Source organism: Janthinobacterium aquaticum, assembly GCF_009208565.1.
GTDB lineage: Bacteria > Pseudomonadota > Gammaproteobacteria > Burkholderiales > Burkholderiaceae_D > Janthinobacterium.
The window spans coordinates 147,108-167,892 of the sequence record NZ_WFLK01000009.1 but is presented as its reverse complement, the minus strand read 5'-3'; the positions used below and the strand labels follow the sequence as shown (position 1 = coordinate 167,892).

Here is a 20,785-nt window from a genome sequence, read left to right as displayed (position 1 = left end):
ATTACGCTCTGAACTGGCGGCAGTGTCAGGCGCCAGACTGCTTGCTCTGTATGTACTGATGGTAACCATTGGCGCGCAAGGCGCAGGCCGGACAGGTGCCGCAGCCGTAGCCCCAGTCATGCAACGCGCCACGCTCGCCCAGGTAGCAGGTATGGGTGCCGCTACGGATCAGGTCGACCAGACGCTGGCCGCCCAGGCTTTCGGCCAGGTCCCAGCTTTGCGCCTTGTCCAGCCACATCAGCGGCGTTTCCAGCTTCATGCGCGTGTCCATGCCCAGGTTGAGCGCCACTTGCAGCGCCTTCATGGTGTCGTCGCGGCAATCGGGATAACCGGAAAAGTCCGTTTCGCACATGCCGCCCACCAGCACCGTCAGGCCGCGGCGGTACGCCACCGTGGCAGCCACCGTCATGAACAGCAGGTTGCGCCCTGGCACGAAAGTATTGGGCAAACCGTTTTCCTGCATCACGATTTCGACGTTCTGCGTCATGGCCGTATCGGAAATGGCGGCAATCAGGGACAGGTCGATCATGTGATCTTCGCCCAGGCGCCCGGCCCACAGCGGCGACTGGGCGCGCATCTGTTCGAGCAGGGTCGGCCGCACGGTCAGTTCGATCGCATGGCGCTGGCCATAATCGAAACCGATGGTTTCTACACGGCTGTAGTTTTTCAGGGCCCACGCCAGGCAGGTAGTGGAATCCTGGCCACCGCTGAACAGGACCAGTGCGGAGTCAGTTGCTAGCATAATTATATTTCCATTTAATAAACATTATTGTTACCATCATGCACTACAAGCGGCCGTGCTTGCCAGACGCAAAAAGATCTTATTCGGACGCCATCAATTTACCTATTCCGGTAACATGCATTCAGCATTTACTCACCTGGAGCACCATGTTTTCTGCACCACCCATACGACCGACAACGGCCGGCAAGGCGATACGACCACGAATTCTGGCACACTTGCTGCCAAAAGTAATGGGCCAACTGACACTGGCGCTGGCCGGCGGCAGCCTGCTGGCCGTGCCGATGGCCGAGGCGCGCGCGCAAAGCGCCGAGCCGGCGCCGCCCGAAAGCACAGCCGCTGCCCCCATACAGGCGCCGGCAGACACGCCAGCCGCCGACACGACCAGCGTCGAACCGATGACCGACACAGCAGCCGATATCGTAGCCGAGCCGGCCACGCCAGCGCTGCAGTACACGGTCAAAGTGGTGGCGCCCGGCGACCTCGATGAGCTGCTGGAGAAAAACCTCGACCTGGAACGCTTTCGCGGCAACCCGCGCATGGACCGCGGCCAGCTGCAGCGCCTGGTGCGCGATACACCGGAACAGGTCAAAAACCTGGTGGCCACGGCCGGCTTTTATACGCCCACCGTCGAGGTGCGCGTCGACATCAATGCCGAGCGCCCGGTGGTCACGGTCGAAGTCGAGCCGGGCCAACCGGTGACGGTCGACAAGGTCGAACTGGAACTGCGCGGCTTCGATCCCACGCCGCCACTGGCGGCGAGCGAGCCGTTTGATACGGAAGCACTCAAACGCAACTGGGCCTTGAAAACCGGCAGCATCTTCCGCCAGTCCGAATGGGAATCGGCCAAGCGGGCGCTGCTGCGCGAAGTGGTGCAGACGCGCTACCCGCGCGCGCAGCTGGTCGATACGCAGGCGGTGGTCGATCCGGACACGCATAAAGTGTCGCTGCTTGTCATCCTCGACAGCGGCCCCGAGCTGCGCTTTGGCGACCTGCGCATCGAAGGCCTGCAGCGCTACGACCCCAGCATTATCCGCAACCTCAACAAGATCAGTCCCGGCGAGTACTACAGCGAGTCAGCGCTGCAGCTGTACCAGGCGCGCCTGCAGGACACCGGCTACTTTGCCAGCGTGGAAGTCAGCGCCGACATGAGCAGCATCCTCAACGAGCAGATCGAGGCCGGCCAGGAAACCCAGGCTGCCGAGGCGGCTGGTGAGGAACCACCAAAAACCACTGCCCGGCGTGGCCCTTCGCCGCAGCTGCCGCTGGTGGTGCGCGTGACCGAAAACAAGCAGCAGAACGTCAGCGCCGGTATCGGTTTCAGTACCAATACCGGTAACCGCGTCCAGCTCAACTACGACAACCTGAACGTCTGGAATACGCGCTTCAAGAGCGCACTGACGATGGAGACCAAGAAACAGACGGCGCGCGGCACTTTCTATTTCCCGACCACCGAGCGCGGCTATAACGACAGCGTGGGCACGTCGTTCGAGCGCAGCGATATTTCCAACGAGATTACCGCCGTATCGAGCGTTACGGCCAAGCGCAACTGGGGCGGCACCAACCTCGAACGCAGCCTGACGTTCGAGTTCCTCAGCGAAACCAAAACCGTGGTCGGTCTGGAGCAGACGCAAAGCAAGAGCCTGCCGCTGACCTATGCGATTACCAAACGCAACCTCGACAGCCTGCTGTTCCCTACCAAAGGCTACGTATTGAATGCCCAGATCGGCGGCGCGCTGCTGCCTGTGCTGACCGACGAGCGCTTCGTGCGCGTGGCCGGCAAGGGCGTCTATTACCGCCCGCTCGGCGAAAAGGGCGAGCTGATCGTGCGCGGTGAAATCGGCGCGCTGGGCTCGAAAGAAAAAACCGGTGTGCCAGCCGTCTACCTGTTCCGCGCCGGCGGCGACCAGTCGGTGCGCGGCTATGCCTACCAGGAACTGGGCGTGAAGGAAGGCGACGCCACCGTGGGCGGGCGCTATATGGCTACCGCCAGCGCCGAATATCAATACTGGTTCAAGCCGAAGTGGGCAATTGCCGCTTTCTATGACGCAGGCAATGCCGCAGATGACTTCAAGGGCGCGCTGACGCCGAAATCGGGCTATGGCCTGGGCGGGCGCTACAAGAGCCCGGTCGGCCCCATCAACGTCGACGTGGCGTATGGCCACGCCGTTCATGCTTATCGTTTACACTTTTCTCTGGGATTCACTTTCTGATGTCCGAACCTAACAACGAATCCCCACAGGCGACCGCGACGGCGCCAGTTCCCAAGGCGCGGCGCTGGCCGCGCTATCTGCTGATCGGCGTGGCCAGCGCGGGTCTGCTACTGGGTGGCGCCTTCTGGTTCCTGGGCCGCGAATCGACGCTGCAACTGCTGGTGCAGAAAGTGGCCAGCGCCAGCGGCGGCGAAATTGAAGTGAGCGGCGTGTCGGGCTCGCTGTATAACCGCATGCACCTCGGTCATGTGCGCTACCGCAACAAAACGCAGCAGATCACGGCCGACAATGTCGATATCAACTGGTCGCCGTTCCAGTATTTCTCGGAAGGCATTGCGATCAGCGAGCTGCATGTGGCCAGCCTGGCCGTGCAAAGCCTGGCCAAGTCCGATGAACCATCCACCATGCCGACCAGCCTGGCGCCGCCGTTCAAAATCGGCATCAGCGAAGCCAAGCTCGACAAGCTGACGCTGGTCGGCGAGACCGGCAACACCGTGTTTGACAACATCCGCTTTGCGCTGTCTGGCGACAAGACCGAATGGCAGCTGAAAGACGCATCGGCCGCCACCCCATTCGGCCTGGCCAAGGCCGAGCTGACAATTGCCGGCACGCAGCCGTTCAAACTCAAGGGCACGGCCAGCCTGACGCAGGCCACCCCGCCCGCCGGCGAAAAACCGGCAGCGCTCAATCTGCAGCTGGGCGGCGATCTGAATGTACTCACCATCGGCGCCAAGGGTGCGGCCGGACCGGCCACGGCCGATGCACAACTGGCGCTGGCGCCGTTCGACCCGGTCATCATCCTGCGTTCGGCGCGCATTGCCGGGCGCAATATCAATCCGGGCCGCTATGACGCCACCTGGCCGCAGGCCGACCTGAGCCTGGACCTCGATGCGGCCATCGGCGCGCAGCAGGCCGTGTCGGGCAAGCTGGCCATTGTCAACCACGCTGCGCCCGGCCAGATTGACCAGCAGAAACTGCCGCTGCGCCAGCTCGAAGCGGTACTGGGCGGCACGCTGACGGCCACCACGCTGGAGTCGGCCCTGATCGACTTCGGCAAGGCCGGCAAGTTTGCCGGCAAGGGTAAACTCGACCGCGATGGCGTGAACGCACCAATCGGCGCCGCGCAATTTACGCTGCATACCGACAAGATCGACCTGCAGCAGATTTATAGCAGCATCAACAATACCGCCATTGCCGGCGACATCACGCTCGACAGCGATGGCAAGACGCATGCGGTGCGCGCCAAACTGGGCGAAGCGAAGATGCGCCTGGCCCTGGAAGCCACGCTGGCCGACTCGCTGGTCATGCTGCGCAAGGCCACCTTGCAGGCGGGCAAAAGCAGCATTAACGCCAGCGGTGAAATCACGTTCAAGGACGACCAACCCTTCAAAGCCGTGGCCAGCACCAGTCGCCTGAATCCGGCCGACTTCGGCGCCTTCCCGGTGGCCGACCTGAACCTCGATGTACGCGCCAATGGTCACGTCGCGCCGCAGTGGCTGGCCAATGCCGACTTCACCGTGCGCCCCAGCAAGCTGCTTGACCAGCCTTTGTCAGGCAAGGGCAAGCTGACCGCCGACGCCGCCCATTTCAGCGGTATCGACGTGCAACTGGCGCTGGGCAAGAACACCATCGCTGCCAAGGGCAACTTTGGCGGCGCCGGCGAAAAGCTCAACTGGAATGTCGATGCACGCCAGCTCTCTGCGTTGCAAGGCAACCTGGTTGGCACCCTGCTGGCCAGCGGCGTGGCACAAGGCACGCTGCAGCAGCCGCGCAGCAGTTTTGTGGCCGACGCCAAAGGCTTGGGTCTAACCAGCAGCAAGCGCCCTGCTCCCGACAGCGTGATCCACGCCAGCGGCGACGTCGGCCTGACCGGCCCCAACAAGGAACCCGACCTGAAACTGGCCGGCTCGGTACAGAAACTCAATCCGGCCGCGTTTGGCGACCTGCCAGTCGGTAACGTCAACGCCGACTTCAATGGCACTGGCCGCCTGACCAAAGACTGGCGCCTGGCCCTGACGCTCGCGCTGCGCGAGTCCACGCTGCAAAACGCGCCGCTGGCCGGCTATGCCAAATTGTCGGCCACCGCCAAACGTGTCGACAGCGTCGACGCCGAACTGCGCCTGGGGCCCAACAGCCTGCTGGCCAAAGGTGCGCTGGGCGGCAGCACCGACCAGTTGACCTGGAAGCTCGACGCGCCGCAACTGTCCACGCTGGGACCGCGCTTTGGCGGCGTGCTGCGCGCTGCCGGCACCGTGTCGGGCAAGATGGACGCACCGGCAGCGCAGCTGAGCCTGGACGGACGCGACCTGACCTTCTTTGGCGACCAGCGCCTCACTGCCATCAAGGGCAGCGCCAGCGTTGGCAGCGGCACCGGCGCGCAGGACCCGCTGAACGCCGAACTCGATATTACCGGCTACAGCACGCCCACCTTCAAGCTGGCCAACGCGCATGTGAAAAGTACCGGCACGCGCGGCAGCCATACGGTCTCGCTGACAGCGCGCAACGACGACTTTGACGCCAGCGTGCAACTGCACGGCAGCCAGAGCGGCGCCAGCTGGACCGGCAGTATCGACAGCCTGCAGAACAAGGGCCGCTATGCTTTGGCATTGCAGTCGCCGGTAGCGGTACGCGTGGCCGGCCCGGCCGGCAGCGGCGTTGGCGGCCTGGGCAATCCCGAGCAGATCAGCGTGGGCAATACGGTGATCAAACTGCCAGCGGGCAGCATCACCATGCAGTCGCTTACCAAGAACGGACCGCGCTGGGCCAGTACCGGCCAGGCTACCGGCGTGGCACTGACCTACCTGGGCCAGTTCTCGCCGGCGCTGCAGGAAAACCTGCGCGGCGACCTGACGCTGGGCGCGCAGTGGCAGGTGGACATGCAGGCGCCAACGGCGGCGCAGAAAACGCCGGTGCTGGCCGGCATGGTGCATCTGTTCCGTGAAAAAGGCGACGTCACCGTCGGCCTGTACCAGCCGCTGACGCTGGGCCTGCGCACGCTCGATGCCCGCGTCAATATCGCCAACGACCAGCTGCGCCTGCAAGCCAAACTGGACGGCTCGCGCGTGGGCCAGAGCGACGTCAACGCCACCGTGCAGATGCTGGGCGGACGCATCGGCAACGACAGCACCCTGAACCTGACCAGCACCACCAATATCGCCTCGCTGGCCTGGGTCGGCGCCCTGACCGGCCAGGCTGGGCTGCAGCTCGACGGTGCCCTGCAGATGGCGCTGACTGGCAGCGGCACCATCGGTGCGCCACTGTTGAACGGTGATATCAATGGCAGCAAGCTGGTGGTGAACTGGGCCGAACAGGGCCTGCGCCTGCGCAATGGCGTGCTGCAAGCCAAGCTGGCCGGCGACCAGCTGCAGTTGCAGCGGCTGAGCTTTGACGGCGGCAACGGCAAGGCCCAGGCTGATGGCTGGGTACGCTTTGCCGGCGGCGAAGCGACCATGGAGCTGCGCCTGGTGGCCGACCGCCTGACGGCGCTGTCGCGCCCTGACCGTACCCTGATTCTGTCGGGCAACGCCAGCGTGGTGCGCAACGACAAGCGCTTCAGCCTCGACGGCAAGTTCAAGGCCAACCGCGCGCTGATCGAACTGGCGCCGCAAGACAGGCCAACGCAAAGCGACGACGTGGTGGTACTGGGCAAGAACAGCCGCGCCACCAAGGAAGCGCCATCGCTGCCGCTGAACGTCGATCTGGAATTTGACTTGGGCAACGCCTTCCATCTGCGCGGCATGGGTATCGACGCCGACCTGGCCGGCAATATCCGTGCGCGTATCCAGAACAGTTCGGCGCCGCGCGTGACGGGCAGCATCCGCGTTGCCAACGGCCTGTATGCGGCCTATGGCCAGAAACTGTCGATCGACCGTGGCGTGATCAACTTTACCGGCGCCTATGACAATCCGTCGCTCAATATCCTGGCGGTACGCAAGCGTCCGGACGGCGAAGCGCTGTCGGAAACCAATGTGGAAGCGGGTGTGGAAGTGCGCGGCACGGCGCAGGCGCCGACGGCCAAACTGGTCTCGACGCCGAACGTCTCGGACAGCGACAAGCTGGCCTGGCTGATCCTGGGCCACGGCGCCGAAGCGGCTGCCGGCGATGAAATGGCGCTGCTGACCACCGCTGCCGGCGCGCTGTTCGGCGGCTCGGGCGGCGGCATGCAAGGCAAGATCGCCAGCTCGCTCGGTCTCGATGAAGTGGGCCTGTCGCAGGCGCAGGGGCTGGAAAGCACGGTGGTGACCGTCGGCAAGCGTTTGTCCTCGCGCGCCTACCTGACGTTCGAGCAAGGCACCAGCACGGCGTCAAGCCTGGTCAAGCTGCGCTACAAACTGAACCGCCGCATCACGCTGCAGTTCCAGACCGGCACCAATAATGCGCTCGATGTGCTGTATACCTGGGCGTTTGATTGATTGGGGGAGAGAGGCGTAGGTCGGATTAGGCCCTTCGGGCCGTAATCCGACAACATTGTTGGCGCTGCAGGTGTTGTCGGATTACGCGCTGGCGCGCTAATCCGACCTACTCCGACCTACCGGCTTTATTCAGCGACGTCGAGCCCGCGCTCGATCATGCCTTCAACATAGGCCCGCAGGTATTGCTCCAGCGCCGGGCCGGTCAGCACGTTGGCGGTCAGCGCGCCATGGGGCGAACCCTTCAGTACGCCGTCGTGGTACACGCGCGCGATCCAGCCCACATCGGCGCCGGGTGTGTAGTCAAGCTCATAGTCGAACGTGTCGCCGCTGACTTTGCGTGTGTAGACTTCCTTGATAATTGCCATCTAAAAACAGCCTTTCTGACGAAATAAACTACGCTGAAAATCAGGCGCACCAGGCATCCGTGGGTCGGTTTTCCTTTGCACCAAAGGAAGACCATACCACGAGATGCCGGCGCCAACGCCAATTACTGCCTTGAACCGCGCTTATTTGGCTGCAGGCGCAGCAGGCGGCGCATTCTTCACGTATTTTTCCAGCCAGTTGTTGCTTTCATACAGCATGTGCATGATTGATTCGCGCGCGCGGTAGGCGTGGCTTTCGTTAGGCAGCATCACCAGGCGCGCCGTGCCGCCCAGGCCCTTGATGGCCTGGAACATGCGCTCGCTCTGGATCGGAAAGGTGCCCGAATTGTTGTCCTGCTCGCCGTGGATCATCAGCAGCGCATCCTTGATCTTGTCGGCATAGTTGAACGGCGACATGGCCTGGTACACGGCCGGCGCCTGCCAGAACGAACGATCTTCGGACTGGAAGCCGAATGGCGTCAGCGTGCGGTTATAAGCGCCGCTACGCGCGATGCCGGCGCGGAACAAGCGCGTGTGGGCCAGCAGGTTGCCAGTCATAAAGGCGCCATACGAGTGGCCGCCGATGGCGATGCGGTTGCGGTCGGCCACGCCGCGCTTGACCACTTCATCGACTGCCGCTTCAGCATCGGCCACCAGCTGCGGCAGATAGGTGTCGTTCGGCTCCTGTTCGCCGTTGCCGACAATCGGGAACGACGGGTTATCGAGCACCGCATAGCCCATGGCCAGGAAGGCGGCCGGGCCCCAGTAGCTGACGGCATTGAACTTATACGGCGAACCCTTGGTCTGGCTGGCGGCGCTGGCCGTCTTGAACTCCTGTGGGTAGGCCCACATCAGCGTCGGCAGCGGGCCGTCGCGTTTGGCGTCGTAGTTGGGCGGCAACATCAACGTTGCCGTCAGGTCGACGCCGTCGGCGCGCTTGTAGCGGATCAGCTCTTTCTGCACGTCTTTCAGTTGCGGCAGCGGATGCGGGAAATGCGTGAGCGGCGTCAAGCCTGCTGCGCCGGCTTTCAGGTTGCGCACATAGTAGTTCGGCTGTTCGGTCGGCGTTTCGCGCGTGGACAGCAGACGGCTGCCATCTTCGTCCAGCACCGCCACCACGTTTTCATAGTAGGGCGCCGCGCTCTGGAACAGGCGTTCGGTCTTTTTGGTATCGAGGCTGAAACGGTCGATAAACGGGCGGTCGCCTTCACTTGAAGCGCCCTGGCCATCGAGCAAGATGGTATTGTCGGCGCCGATCAAGAGGCGCGGCAAGCCGGCCGCGTCGGCGCGCATGACCGGGCTGCCCGGGTCGTTATAGCGGTCCTCGAAAGAGCGCGACGAGACCAGCTCGGCCGCCTTGCCCGGTGCATCGGGATAGATGCGCCACTGCTTGACGGCGCGCGTCTTGTACCACGCTTCATTGAGCAGAGCCAGGTCGCCGCGGCCCCAGGCCACGCCCGCATAGCGCGAACCCAGTTTGGCCAGCACGGCCGGCGCAGCGGTAAAGGGCGCCGCCTGCGTATAGACAATATCGCGGATCTCCGCCGTCTTGGCCGGATCGCCGCCATCCTGCGCTTCGGCCCAGACCAGCGTGGCCGGCGCATCGACGCGCCAACTGATATCGCGCACGCCGGCCGATACTGCATCGTTACCCGGTGGCAGGCCTTCTTCCAGCGGACGCTGCACCACCAGATGCACCACTTTGCCATTGAGGTCGCGCACTTCGGTCTTGTGGGCAAAGCTGCGCGCCGGCACGATATACGAATACGGGCGCTCCAGCGTGGTGGTCAGCAGATACTTGCCGCCAGGCGCGACCGACACGCGCGCGAACTGACCAGGCTGGCCCACCAGGCGCTGCTTGCCAGCTACATCGATCAGGGCCAGCTGCACCGTGATGTAGTGCTCGAACAGCAGCGCATCCTGTTCGTTTTTCAACAAATCAGGATAAGTGCGCAGCTGCTTGACGGCGCCGCCGGGCAGACTGTCCTGGATCGCCGGACCGGTCGGAATGCCGCTTGCCGACGGCGCCGCTCCCAGTTTGGCCGGCTTCAGCTGCACCAGCAGCGTCTTGCCGTCAGGCATCCACGAAAAGCCGCGCCCGTACACGCTCGACAAAGGCTGGCTGGCCAGCTTGCGCACGCTGCGCGCCTGCACGTCGAGCAGCCACAGCTGTACGCCGGACTCCTTCACGCCTTTGGCAGCATCGGCGTAGACCACCTGTGTGAATGCCAGATAGCGCTGGTCGGGCGACCAGGCCAGGTCGGCAATGCGCGCATCGGCCGGCAGGCCTTTGATGACCAATTGCTTTTGCGTATCGATATCGAGTAGCGACAAACCCGTGTAAAAGCTGAACCGGCTCGATGAATAGGTGCGCGGATTGATGCGCAGGCCGGCCAGTTTCAATTCCGGCTGCGCCACTTCGCTGATGCCCGGCAAGGATGGCGTGACCAGCATGGCGGCCAGGTTGCGTTTCGGCGAGAGGCTCAGGGTTGGCGCGCGCGGCGCATCGACAATGGCCTGCAGCGCGGCAGGCGGCAGCTGATAGCCGCTATCTTGTGCAGTGGCCATCGACGAGGCGGCCATCAGGCCAACGGAAAGGGGCAACAGGGGCAACAGGGGCAGCAGGGGCAGACGAGTAGACATGGAGCTCCGTGATCAGCGATAAACAGACAGACGACAGCCGTGATGCACGGCCGGCAGGACGGATCATAGTGCGCAAGCGTTCTTGAAATGTCAACAAGCAACTTTTCCAGCGCTGCCGCACGGCCGGCGATCTGGCTTACAATCGCAGCTTTAGCCGTTATCGCATTCACTCATGGAAACAACCACTCTTGCCCTGCTGTTCCTGGTTCCGCTGCTGGTGTGGCGCATTTATTCGCGCCTGAAAAAACTGGTGGCGCGCCAGAAATCACAGCCGTGGCGTCACTGGCTGGTGGCGATTGCCTTTCCAGCCCTGATCGTGTTTCTGGCATTTACCACCAGATTCGAGCTGCTGCCGCTGTCGAGCCTGGGCGCCGGCGTGCTCGCCGGCGGCTGGCTGGCCGTACTGGGATTGAAACTGACCCGCTTCGAGCAGGTTGGCAAGGATTTTTACTTTACCCAGCACCGCTACCTGGCGCTGGTGGTCACGATGGTATTCGTGGCGCGATTGCTGTATCGCGGCATGGAAATTTACCTCAACACGCGCCTCGATGTGCCGGTGCCGCCGCCGCCATTCGGCCAGAGCCCGCTGACGATGGCCGCCTACGGCCTGCTGACCGGCTACTACAGCTGGTACGCCTGGGGTTTGCTGCGCTGGCGCCAGCGCAGCAAACCGCTCGAAGCAGTCGAGTAAGCTAGTACTCGCACAGCCCCGTGCAGGCCGTGCTGGCCAGTGACTGGCGCACGGTGGCCAGCGGCGCGGCCAGCGATGGATCTAGCTCGCCATCAACGCCAGCCAGGCTGGACAGCAGTGCCTGGCGCTGCTGCGGCTTCATCAGCGCCGCATTGACGGTGGCGTGCTGCGCACTGGCCTCAATCATGACTTTCTTTTGCGGCACCGTCCAGAACGGCATGGCCACGAACTGCACCAGGCCGGCATAGGCGCGCGCCGTATTGACGCTGAAGTCATGCAGCCGCTGCTTGCCCTCAGGCGTGGCCGCCTCGGCCGGGTCGGCCTGGCGCTCGGCTTCCATCAGCCCAATCAGATGCGTATTGCAGTGGACCACAAAGGCAAACAGCGCACTCATCTCGTTGCCATATTTCTCCAGGTTCTCGTCAAACTGCTTGCGCCGTGCCTGCTGCAGTTCGGTACCGTTCAAGGCGCCAAACTGATTCATGCCGAAGTTCTGGTAGTACTGGGCATAGCCAGTCACCTGTTGGCAGATGGCCAGGCTGGTGGCCATCTTGTTCAAGGGCGCATCGGGTCTGGCAAACAGGCGGTTACCATCGACCACGGTGGCGAACATATCCTTGACGGCCGGATCGCTCATCTGCGGCAAGCCCGTTTCCGGCTTGGCGTGCAGCATCAGCACGGAAAAACGGTCGTTGGCGCTGGCAAAGTCACTATAATTGCTGGCCCAGGCGGCAGGCATGGCCAGCGCGGTGGACAAACACACAAAACGGGCCAGACGGCTGATTGCTGGTATCTGCAAGTTGTTTCCTTTATTTTCCGATGCCAAAATTGGCTGGCAGCTTGGGCGCCACGCCGGTGTTTTCAGCACCGTTATCCAAATTACCGAAATACACATTCAATTCCTGCTGCGGACGGAAGTTGCGCAGCTTCACTTGCAGCGTGGTGGGATTGATTTTCTTGAAGGTGCCCGGGAAGCACAGGCTGATCAGTTCGTCCGGTTTTTCCTTGACCAGATTGAGCGTGAAGTCTTCGATGCCATTCTTCCAGGTGTTCCCGGTGGTTAATATGTACGACACCCACGCCGCATTGACAAAGCCACTCTCGCCCTGCTTCTTGGCAAGCTTGTTCCAGGTCGCATAGAACGCCTTGTCGCCACAGTATTTCTGCTCGAACTCCTTGCCTTCGCCCAGGTAGGACGCGCCGGGGCCAGCCGCAATAAACGGCGCATATTGATGGCGCACGCGCACTACTTTACCGGCCGGAAATTTCTGCTGCCACTGGTAGATAATCTTCACACTCCAGGCCGGCACCCAGTTTTCCTCGTCGTCTAGTTTGGCCAGCAAATCGTCGGCAATCAGCGCTTTTTGCTGCGCAGCAGTGAGCTTGGCAACCTTTTTGTCAAACAGCGTGTAGGACGGAAAATAGGCGATCTGTTCGTTCGACAGGCCCAGCGCCTTCAGGCGCGCCGTCACATCCTTGCCGTCCAGTTTGGCCTCGAGCCGCGTCTGGTAAGCCTTGGGCTGGCCATCGACCTCGATTGAAAAATCTTTGGGCTGGCCGTAATACGTGGGCGACTGGTGGTAGCCTGCCTGGTATTCGGGCAAGGGGAAGAATATGGTTTCCTCCACATCGCGCGACGACTCATTGAGAAACTCGTATTCAACCCTGATCAGCGCAGGGCTGACGTTGAGCACTTCCTTTTTCATGGCCACCGCATCGGTCTTGCCAAACACGATGCCGCCGGTGGTGATCGAGCCGATGCCGTCGTTGGCCTGCACCGTCGCTGCCAGGCACAACGTGACGGCGGCGGCCAGCGCCAGCTTGCGCAGCACGCTCAAGCCCCTTTGACGGCCGGGGTTTCCTGGCGCCGCTGCAAGACAAAAATCGGTTGTGCCCATGGTGCATCCTTTTTCTTTTTGCTGGTAATCAAGGTCAGTTCGGACGGATCATAGACATCGGTATTATGCGTGAGCGGCGTCGTCATCAGGTATTGCGCTTCGGTGTTTTTCAAAAACTCGCCGACCAGCTGGATATTGCGGATATCCAGGTGGGCAAACGGTTCGTCGATAAATACAAAGCCGCCCGAACCGTCTTCCGACTTCAGCAGGCCGATCAGCAGCACCAGCGACTTCATCACCTGCTGGCCGCCCGACGCTTCACCGTCGTTCATGCCGATCACGCCCTTGCCGTCGAATTTGAAGCGCACATGCAGGCCTGCCTGCGACAGCTGCACATCGTCGTTTTCCAGCCGTACCGGATCGGCCTGCACTTCGATGCCGGCCAGCGCCCCCAGCTCCTTGATGTTCTTGCTGTAGGTCTTGATTGTGTAGCGCAGCCGCTCCATATAGGCGCCGCGCGCATTGCCGGTCGCTTCGATGGCGCGGTTGTTCTGGTAGCGGCGCTCGTCGGTTTCCGACTGGCGGCCCTGCAATTGCTCGGCCAGGCGGTGGTGCTGGTCGATCACGGTGGCGTCCAGTTCCCAGTCGTCGCGCGCCAGACTGGTCTGCAGACTCGCTACGCGCAAATCGACCTGGTGCGCATTCTGGTGTTCGGCCACCAGCGCGGCGCGCCGGCTCGCGCGGCGCCAGCTTTTCGGCAGATGGCGCCAGGTGCGGCGCAGCGCCAGCAAGGCGCGCGCATGCTCGGCGCGCTGCTCGATCTGCTTCTTGTAGCCGAGGCGCGAGCCGGCTTCCGCTTCCGACAGGGCCAGGCGCGCGTTCTGCCAGACCGTATCGGCGCGCGTGCGCACCACGGTGGCGTTCTTGGTCAGGTTTTGCAGTTCGCCCAGGCGCGTGCCCACTTCCAGCCGCTCTTCTTTCAACGGCTTGGCATTGCGCAGCGCTTCAGCAAATTCGTCCTGGCGCGCACTCAATTCCTTGGCCGCATCGACGCCGGCAATACGGCCCTTCAGTGCGCCCACTTCGCCCGCCAGTTTGGAAATGGCCAGCGTCAGCGTGTCTTCCTGCGCTTCCAGGCCCGGCAACGAGCGCTGCAGCGCTTCCATGCGGCCACTGCGGCCGGCCTGGCCGAAGCGATAACGCGACGCTTCCACAAACAGCGAGCGCCCGCCGCGCCGTTCGCGGTGATAGGCTTCGGGCGTGATCCATTCTTCCTGGTTGCCCAGCTTGAAGCCCGCTTCGACCGAATCGACGCGGCCGATGCGCGACAGCTGATCGATCAGCCACGAGGGCACCGGCGCGGAAAACTTTACCACCGCCAGCAGGCTGTCGTCTTTCGCCACCGGTGCGGTGACCAGGTCGGGCACGATAAAGTGGCGATAGCGCTCTTTTTCCGCCAGCCGGTAGGCGGCAGCAGCATCCTTGGCCTGGTCGAGCAGCACCACCGAGGCGTAGCCGCCGAGCACGCCTTCGACCGCGCCCTGCCAGCGGCTGTCGGTTACTTCCACGATATCGGACAGCATGGCGTGGCCGATACCGGCGTCGCGCAGCGCACGGCGCATGGCGCGTACATTGTCCGGCTCCGGCATGGCGGTCTTGCCCTGCAGCGCGGCAATCGTGGCCTGGTCGGCGGCAATGCGCGCAGCGACTGCATCGCGCTGCTGGCGCTGGCGCAGCAGTTCGGCTTCTTTCTGTTCCAGCTGCACCGCCACTTCAGCAATATCGCTGCCCGAATCGGCCGCCAGTTTCTGCAGCCGCTCTTTCTGTTCGAGCAGGCTGTCGATCGGCTTGAGCTTGGCATTGATCAGTGACAGGCGGCTTTGCAGGCCGATCGATTCCTGCTCGAGCAGCGTTTCGTTCATCTGCGCGTCCGACAGCGCCTTGGCCTGCGCAGCGAGCGCATTGCGCTTGTCGGCCAGCAGCGGGTCGAGCTGAGCCATTGGCTTGCGCGCATCGCGCAGCTGGCGGCTGGCCTGCGCGGCTTTTTCGCGCGCCTCGTGGTACTGCAGGCTGGGCAGCACTTCTTCGAGCAGGTTGCGCCGCTCCTTGTGCAGCCCTTCCCACTGATGATAGTTGGCCACGCGCAGGCGCAGGCCTTCCAGATTGGTTTTCGACGCTTCCAGTTCGGCCTCGAAGCGTTTCAGTTCTTCTTCGGTATCGCGCTGATGGCGCTTGGCTTCGTCATAGGCGTCCAGCACCTCCTTGTCGCCAAACACCTGGAACACCAGGTCGAGCAGCTGGCGCGGCGCATATTCGCACAGCTTGTCGGTTTCGCCCTGCTCTAACGCCAGCACTTTCGACATGGCCTGCGACAAACCGGCATTGGCCAGGCGCTTGCGGTAGTTTTCCACGCCCAGCCAGTCGTTGGCGTCGCTGATGTCCTCGATCTGCACATTACCCGGACGCATCAGATACTGGCGCTTCCAGTCGCCGCCGTTTTTCTGTATCTGGCAAAACAGCGTGACTTCATCGTCGCTGAAAAAACCGGAACTGCGAAACGGCCGGTTCGACAGTTGCCGGCCCCGGTTGCGGTTGTCGACCACGGCGCGCAGCCAGGCCGTCTGCTGGCCCGAGTGGCGTGCATAGTGCTTGTAGGTGCGGCCCATCGAGCAGTCCAGGCCGAACAGCGTGCGCAAGGCGTCGAGCAAAGTGGTCTTGCCCGAGCCGTTCTGGCCGGCAATGGTGATGATCTTGGCATCGAGCGGAATATTCTTGATGCGCTGCCAGTAATCCCAGTGCACCAGTTCCAGCGATTTGATATGAAACATGGCAGCTTTCAGTGAGGCAATTGAGATTCATCGAGGCCGTCCAGCGGCTCGGCATCGGGCTCCGACAGCGGTTCGCCAACCGGTACCAGCCGCGCCGGCACGCGCTTGAAGACGTCGGCCAGCGCGCCGTTGATAATGCGTTCCTTGAGCACATCGGTATCCATCATCAGGTCAAGCAGCGGGCCTTCCAGGATATAGTCGCCGCGCCGCTCGATAAAGCCCAGCTTGGCCAGCGTGCCCAGATTCATGTCCATGCGGGTCTTCTTGCCCAATTTATCGCCGAAGTCGGCCAGCAGCGCCTTGTAGGCAATCCCGACCGAGGTGTCTTCGGCGCGCGGCAGCGGCTTGTCGGTGCCGAACATGTCGTTCTGGTCGTCGTCGGCATGCTGGTGGGTTTCCTGGCGTTCGCGCTTGGGCAGGATGATTTGCGCCCACAGCACCACCAGCAGCGCCACGCCATCCCTCGCCAGGCCGAAGTTATTGTTCTGCCAGACGTCGCGCGCGCCGAAAATCTTCGGCTCGATGGTGCGCGACAGGGCCAGCGTCACATGGTCGGCATACACGTTGTCGAGCAGCTTCATGCCGCAGGCCAGCAGGCGCGCATCGATCTCGGCGCGGAACAGCTCGTCCGACAGCACGCGCTTGACCAGCTTGTCGTCGCGGCGCAGGGTTTGATGCGTGAGCAGGCGCGCAATCAGGATTTGGGAATCGTCATTCATCGGCAGTGCCGCTATCTAAATCAAGAGAGAAATTGAGCGAAAGCGAGGCAATCGACATGGCCGCCACATGCGGGTCGTTCAATTGCACCAGCTCGTCGCTTGGTGTAAAGGTGATCGGCAGGCGCGCCAGCTCGGCCGTGGCGCCCTGCAGACTCGCTTCGGACTCGTCGCCCAACAGCGGCAGCATCGAGGCGCGGTAGGATGCGACGGCAAAGCTGGCCGGCAGCAGCGACTCATGCACGGCGGCCGTCTTGGGCGCCTCTTCGCCGATACTGGGGAAGTTGCCCAGGCTGGCAAAATTGGACAGGCGTTCGAGCAGATCATCGAGTTCCAGTTGCATGGCAGGGCCTTCGCTGATGGTGGTGGGCGCGTCTTCGCCGCTGGGCAGGCCGGTACTGGCAGTGCCCAGCGCGCGTTCGGACAGCAGTTCGGTCTCGGCCACGTCGATCATCTCGGCCGGCGTGGCAAACAGCGGCACCACCGGCTGGTCGATGGCGTTTTCAGCCAGGCTGGCCAGATCCTCGTGCTGCAGCAGCCAGCGCTTGATATCGGTGGTCGACAGGCCTGACTGCCCCAGGTGCACACGCTGGCGCTCGATCTGGTTGAGGGCGCGCGAGAACATGCCCTGCATATTGAGCAGCTTGCTCTGGGCGCGGCCGATCGCCTGCGCCGCCTTGTGCGTGGCGCCATCGGCGTTTTCATCGGAGGTAATGGCCAGCAGGATTTCCGAGCCCTTCTCGACCCAGTCGCAGGCCAGGTTCCATTTGACCTGCGCGGCGCGCAGGCGGAACTCGGAACCGGAAGCAATCGCGTCGGAAAATTCATCGGTCAGGTCGACCAGGCGCCCCAGCAGATGCTGCAACTGCTCGACCGACACGCCGCCCACCGCCTGCGAACCGGCCACCTGCGACAGCAGAAAGCCCATCTCGGCCTCGTCTTCGCTCTGGCCCAGGCCCAGCAGGCCGTCGATGGCCGACAGCACATTGCGCGCCATCGGCGTGACGCGATACACGCCCTGCTGCGCATCCCAGGCCAGCAACTGGTTGCTGCGCAGGCGCAGCAGCACCGTTTCCAGGCTTTCCGGCAGCAGGTAGGCCAGCTTGGTGTTGATATCGGCGCGCGTATAGGCCGAGGTGCCGGCATCGGCCGCCAGCTCGCGCAACACCAGCAAACGCACCAGCACGCCGTCAAAGCCCCCATGAAACAAGGCGGTAAACACCTGCAGCAGCGGCTGCGCGCGCTTCAGGTGGAACACCTGTTCGATCTCGTCGGCCGAGATATTGGGCTGGAAATGCGCCTGCAGCGTGTCCTGGTGTTCCTGTTGTTGCTGCTCAGTCTGGTTTGCGTCCGCAGCCACGGCTGCACTTGCCATTATATCAATCATTCTATTCCGGATGAGTGTTCAGCGGGCTGCGCAGGGCATAGACGGCGCTGCGGGCTTGGGGGTTCGCGGGGGCGTCAGTATAACAGTTGGGGTCGGCCGCGCCGGGTCTGGACCCGGCTTTTGGCAGCGTCGGCGACAAAATTGCAACAAAGCAACAATCAAAATACGAGCTTATTTTTTGACAATCTTTTGCAGCGTCTGCTCCACATAATCACCATCATCGTCGGCAAACGTTATCTTGACCGGATACCACTCCAGCGAAGGCGCCAGCCACAGGTCGACCTGCTGGCCTTTCTTGTTCGGAGGCGGGGTCTTGATCAGGTGGATCGCCTGTACCTCGCCCTGGCCGGTGGCCACCGGCTCTTCCTTCACTACCTTGAAGGTCCATGGTTCGGCGTCATTGCGGCCGGCAACAAAGAAGGTCCAGGATGAACCGGGCACGAATTTCTCGGGCGCCGCGCGCGCCACGGCCGACAGTTGCCAGACCGTGCTGTTGCGGTCCTGCTCGCCACCGTTTAGCGGATAGCTTTTGTCGCCTTCGCTGAAGGTGATGGTCTTGCTGTCGCGGTTGAACACGGTGGTGGCCGCTTCCTTGCGGAAACGTTTTTCCACGAACTGCGCCGGCGCCAGGCCGTAATCGTCGACCGTGCCGTCGCTGCGCTGTTCGAGGATCTTGCCGAACAGCGCGGCACGGGTTTCGGCCAGCAGCGCGTATTTGCCGTCGCCGGCGCGCCAGTTGCTGGTCGATTCGCCCGACAGCGACAACCCCTTTTGTTTTGCCTTGATCGTATAAACCAGGTCGGCCGACGGCAGCAGCTTGAACGGACGCTTGATCACCGGATGTTCGACCGCCTCGTCGGCGGCAAAGGCGGAACTGGCGGCCGCGGCCAGCAAACCTGCCGCCAGCGCGGTTTTGAATCGATTGAAAGTATGCATTTTATTTTCCTGTTGTATCTTTTGTTGTATCGTTGACAGTAATTTGACTCACGGTTTGGGTGGTCACGGCGCCGCTGGCCTCGGTATTGCGTATCTGCACCGGATACCATTGCAGCGACGGCGCCAGCCAGATATCGAGCTGCGACGAATAAGTGCCCGGCTTGGGCGGGCGGCTCAGATGCCAGGTCACCAGCCGGCCCATCTTCGTTTCCAGTTCCTCCTCGCCCACCAGCTTGAAGCGAAACACGGCCGCGCCTTTTTCCTCGCCCACCAGGATGTCGATATTGCCGGCCAGCTGGTTGACGTCGCCGCGGCCGATGGCGGCCAGCTGGAACGGCACGCTGGCCTTGTCCTGCGCACCCTCCTGCCACGGCACGCTGGCCGTGGTGGCGGAAAACGTGATGGTTTTCTTGTCGGGATCAAAGTGCGTGGCCGTCTGCGCGCGGCCGCGGCGCTTTTCCGTCACCGTGCGCGGCGCCACGCCGCTGGCGTCGATGACGCCCTCGCTGTGCATCACCAGCAGGTTGATGCGGGTCACCAGCATGCTGATGCCCGCTTCGAAACCCAGGCGATAACTGTCACCGCGGTTATTCCACGACATCGACGCCACGCCGGTCCACTTGGTGCCGTCGGCATCGCGGCGGTCCACCTGCATGTCGAATTGGGCCGACGCCGGCACGCTGGTCTTGTAGCGCGGCGCGGCCGGTGCGGCCGGTGGCGGCGGCTCCGCCGGACTTGCCGCAACGGTCTCGGGTGCAGGCTCGGACGCGGTCTCAGGAGGCGCTTGCTGCACTGCAACAGCAGGCGCTGCTGCTGGTGCATCAGCGGCCACCGGCGCCACTGGCGGCGCCTCGGCATTGATGGCGGCCAGCGGCAACGTCGGCAAGGGCGGCGGCGCCAAGGCCGGCTCCGGCAACGACGGCGCCACCGGCGGCAGCGGCGGCGGCGCACTGGTGTCGGGCAGCAGCGCCACGCTGGTTTCATGCACGCTGTCCTGCACGGGCAGCCTGCTACCCGCCTGCAAAGTAAGCCAGCGCAGCGCCAGGTAGTGCAGCACCACGATCACCACGATGAAAATCACGGTGCGGCGGCGTGGCGGCGAGAAGAAGGAAGCTGACGTCATGGACACAAGTGTAACGCCTGCCGCGTTTTTTCAAGCTTACTGCTGCTTTTGCCGCAATTGTTTTGTGTAAGCAAATGTTGGCAAAAAAATGTCAGGCGCCAGCTGTCAGTAGCAAGCTGATATCTGCTACGCTAAGGGCAAACCACCTACAGGAGAGTTTCATGGCCAATCCACATATGCCCCAGATGCCGGGCGCAGCAGTTGTGACCGATACGCTCGATTTCGTCAAGAACCTGTGGAGCAGCATGGGCGTGCCCGGCATGGGCATGCCGGGCCTCGGCGTACCTGGCATTACCGCGCCGACGCTGTCGGTAGAAGAGCTGGACAAGAAAATCAACGACTTGAAAGCCGTTGAAACCTGGCTCAACCTCAATATCAGCATGCTGCGCGGCAGTATCCAGGCGCTGGAAGTGCAGCGCGGCACAATTACCACCTTGCAGTCGATGGGCGCCAGCATGGCCGCCGCCATGACCCAGCCAGGCGCCAGCGACAAGTCGCTGTTCGAGACCGTGCCGTATGCCGCGGCATTTTTCCAGCAGCCGGCAGCAGCCAAAGCGGCCGCGCCCGAACCGGCACAGCAGGCCAAGCCGCAAGCCGAGGCGCCGCCAACCGCCGCCGCCGCGCCGGCCGGCGATCCGGCGGCCGGCGATGCGGCGACGCAAGCAGCTGCCCAGTTGGCCAACCCGAGTGTCTGGTGGAATCTGTTACAGGATCAGTTCAAGCTGGCCGTCAGCAGCGCCATGGCCAGCGACCCTGCCGGCGTCAAACCGGCAGCGCCAGCTGGCAAGCAGGAAGCCGGGCCGGCGCAAACAGCCACACCGGCCAAAGCACGCGCACCGGCAAAACGTACGGCGCCCAAGGCCAAGCCTGCCGGCAAGACCTGATGGCCGTGCGGCG

At 63.0% G+C, this 20,785-nt stretch carries 14 protein-coding genes; 4 read left to right on the top strand and 10 right to left on the bottom strand.

Going from position 1 to position 20,785, the window contains the following annotated elements; all coding sequences use genetic code 11:
• Window positions 1–25: 25 nt before the first annotated feature.
• Complete coding sequence (queC, locus tag GCM43_RS15675) at window positions 26–742, bottom strand: 7-cyano-7-deazaguanine synthase QueC (RefSeq protein ID WP_152245889.1); 717 nt, start codon at window positions 740–742, stop codon at window positions 26–28.
• 230 nt (window positions 743–972) lie between these two features.
• Between queC and GCM43_RS15670 the strand changes: the two genes are divergently transcribed.
• Window positions 973–2,952: an autotransporter assembly complex protein TamA gene (locus tag GCM43_RS15670; RefSeq protein ID WP_152245887.1), complete on the top strand. Its 1,980-nt coding sequence runs from the start codon at window positions 973–975 to the stop codon at window positions 2,950–2,952.
• Window positions 2,952–7,364 carry a translocation/assembly module TamB domain-containing protein gene (locus tag GCM43_RS15665; protein WP_152245885.1) on the top strand — a complete coding sequence of 1,471 codons (4,413 nt, stop codon included), beginning with the start codon at window positions 2,952–2,954 and terminating at the stop codon, window positions 7,362–7,364. The genes GCM43_RS15670 and GCM43_RS15665 overlap by 1 nt, the downstream gene beginning before the upstream one ends.
• A 125-nt stretch (window positions 7,365–7,489) precedes the next feature.
• Here GCM43_RS15665 and GCM43_RS15660 read toward each other — a convergent pair whose 3' ends face one another.
• Window positions 7,490–7,729 (bottom strand): hypothetical protein, encoded by a 240-nt coding sequence (locus GCM43_RS15660; protein ID WP_152245883.1) that lies wholly within the window; start codon window positions 7,727–7,729, stop codon window positions 7,490–7,492.
• Window positions 7,730–7,870: 141 nt separating this feature from the next.
• The gene (locus tag GCM43_RS15655) at window positions 7,871–10,369 is read right to left on the bottom strand and encodes an alpha/beta hydrolase family protein (RefSeq protein WP_152245881.1); all 2,499 of its coding nucleotides are present in this window, start codon (window positions 10,367–10,369) and stop codon (window positions 7,871–7,873) included.
• A 172-nt stretch (window positions 10,370–10,541) separates the two neighbouring features.
• On the opposite strand from GCM43_RS15655, the gene GCM43_RS15650 reads away from it, so the two are divergent.
• The gene (locus tag GCM43_RS15650) at window positions 10,542–11,060 is read left to right on the top strand and encodes a hypothetical protein (RefSeq protein ID WP_152245879.1); all 519 of its coding nucleotides are present in this window, start codon (window positions 10,542–10,544) and stop codon (window positions 11,058–11,060) included.
• 1 nt (window position 11,061) lies between these two features.
• Here the strand turns inward: GCM43_RS15650 and GCM43_RS15645 are convergent, their stop codons facing one another.
• From GCM43_RS15645 to GCM43_RS15615, 7 genes are all read right to left on the bottom strand, one after another.
• A complete protein-coding gene (locus GCM43_RS15645; protein WP_152245877.1) occupies window positions 11,062–11,859 on the bottom strand; it encodes a hypothetical protein in 798 nt (265 codons plus the stop codon).
• Window positions 11,860–11,869: 10 nt separating this feature from the next.
• A complete protein-coding gene (locus GCM43_RS15640) occupies window positions 11,870–12,892 on the bottom strand; it encodes a DUF4424 family protein (protein WP_193315634.1) in 1,023 nt (340 codons plus the stop codon).
• A 2-nt stretch (window positions 12,893–12,894) separates the two neighbouring features.
• Window positions 12,895–15,726, bottom strand: coding sequence for an ATP-binding protein (locus GCM43_RS15635; protein ID WP_152245873.1), 2,832 nt, complete (start codon window positions 15,724–15,726; stop codon window positions 12,895–12,897).
• Between the two features lie 8 nt (window positions 15,727–15,734).
• Window positions 15,735–16,445, bottom strand: a complete 711-nt coding sequence (locus GCM43_RS15630) for a hypothetical protein (protein ID WP_152245871.1) — start codon at window positions 16,443–16,445, stop codon at window positions 15,735–15,737.
• Window positions 16,438–17,817, bottom strand: a complete 1,380-nt coding sequence (locus GCM43_RS15625; RefSeq protein WP_152245869.1) for a hypothetical protein — start codon at window positions 17,815–17,817, stop codon at window positions 16,438–16,440. Before GCM43_RS15625 ends, GCM43_RS15630 begins: the two co-directional genes overlap by 8 nt.
• Window positions 17,818–18,000: 183 nt before the next feature.
• Entirely contained in the window at window positions 18,001–18,765 is a 765-nt protein-coding gene (locus GCM43_RS15620) for a DUF3108 domain-containing protein (protein ID WP_152245867.1), read from the bottom strand.
• Between the two features lies 1 nt (window position 18,766).
• Window positions 18,767–19,888 carry a DUF3108 domain-containing protein gene (locus GCM43_RS15615; RefSeq protein ID WP_152245865.1) on the bottom strand — a complete coding sequence of 374 codons (1,122 nt, stop codon included), beginning with the start codon at window positions 19,886–19,888 and terminating at the stop codon, window positions 18,767–18,769.
• Between the two features lie 161 nt (window positions 19,889–20,049).
• Here GCM43_RS15615 and GCM43_RS15610 point away from each other — a divergent pair, with 161 nt between their 5' ends.
• Complete coding sequence (locus tag GCM43_RS15610) at window positions 20,050–20,772, top strand: PhaM family polyhydroxyalkanoate granule multifunctional regulatory protein (RefSeq protein ID WP_152245863.1); 723 nt, start codon at window positions 20,050–20,052, stop codon at window positions 20,770–20,772.
• Window positions 20,773–20,785: the final 13 nt, after the last annotated feature.

Coding starts and splice junctions, on each gene's coding strand:
- queC (WP_152245889.1), bottom strand. CDS start 742: ATGCTAGCAACTGACTCCGCACTGGTCCTGTTCAGCGGTGGCCAGGAT.
- GCM43_RS15670 (WP_152245887.1), top strand. CDS start 973: ATGGGCCAACTGACACTGGCGCTGGCCGGCGGCAGCCTGCTGGCCGTG.
- GCM43_RS15665 (WP_152245885.1), top strand. CDS start 2,952: ATGTCCGAACCTAACAACGAATCCCCACAGGCGACCGCGACGGCGCCA.
- GCM43_RS15660 (WP_152245883.1), bottom strand. CDS start 7,729: ATGGCAATTATCAAGGAAGTCTACACACGCAAAGTCAGCGGCGACACG.
- GCM43_RS15655 (WP_152245881.1), bottom strand. CDS start 10,369: ATGTCTACTCGTCTGCCCCTGCTGCCCCTGTTGCCCCTGTTGCCCCTT.
- GCM43_RS15650 (WP_152245879.1), top strand. CDS start 10,542: ATGGAAACAACCACTCTTGCCCTGCTGTTCCTGGTTCCGCTGCTGGTG.
- GCM43_RS15635 (WP_152245873.1), bottom strand. CDS start 15,726: ATGTTTCATATCAAATCGCTGGAACTGGTGCACTGGGATTACTGGCAG.
- GCM43_RS15630 (WP_152245871.1), bottom strand. CDS start 16,445: ATGAATGACGATTCCCAAATCCTGATTGCGCGCCTGCTCACGCATCAA.
- GCM43_RS15625 (WP_152245869.1), bottom strand. CDS start 17,817: ATGGCAAGTGCAGCCGTGGCTGCGGACGCAAACCAGACTGAGCAGCAA.
- GCM43_RS15620 (WP_152245867.1), bottom strand. CDS start 18,765: ATGCATACTTTCAATCGATTCAAAACCGCGCTGGCGGCAGGTTTGCTG.
- GCM43_RS15615 (WP_152245865.1), bottom strand. CDS start 19,888: ATGACGTCAGCTTCCTTCTTCTCGCCGCCACGCCGCCGCACCGTGATT.
- GCM43_RS15610 (WP_152245863.1), top strand. CDS start 20,050: ATGGCCAATCCACATATGCCCCAGATGCCGGGCGCAGCAGTTGTGACC.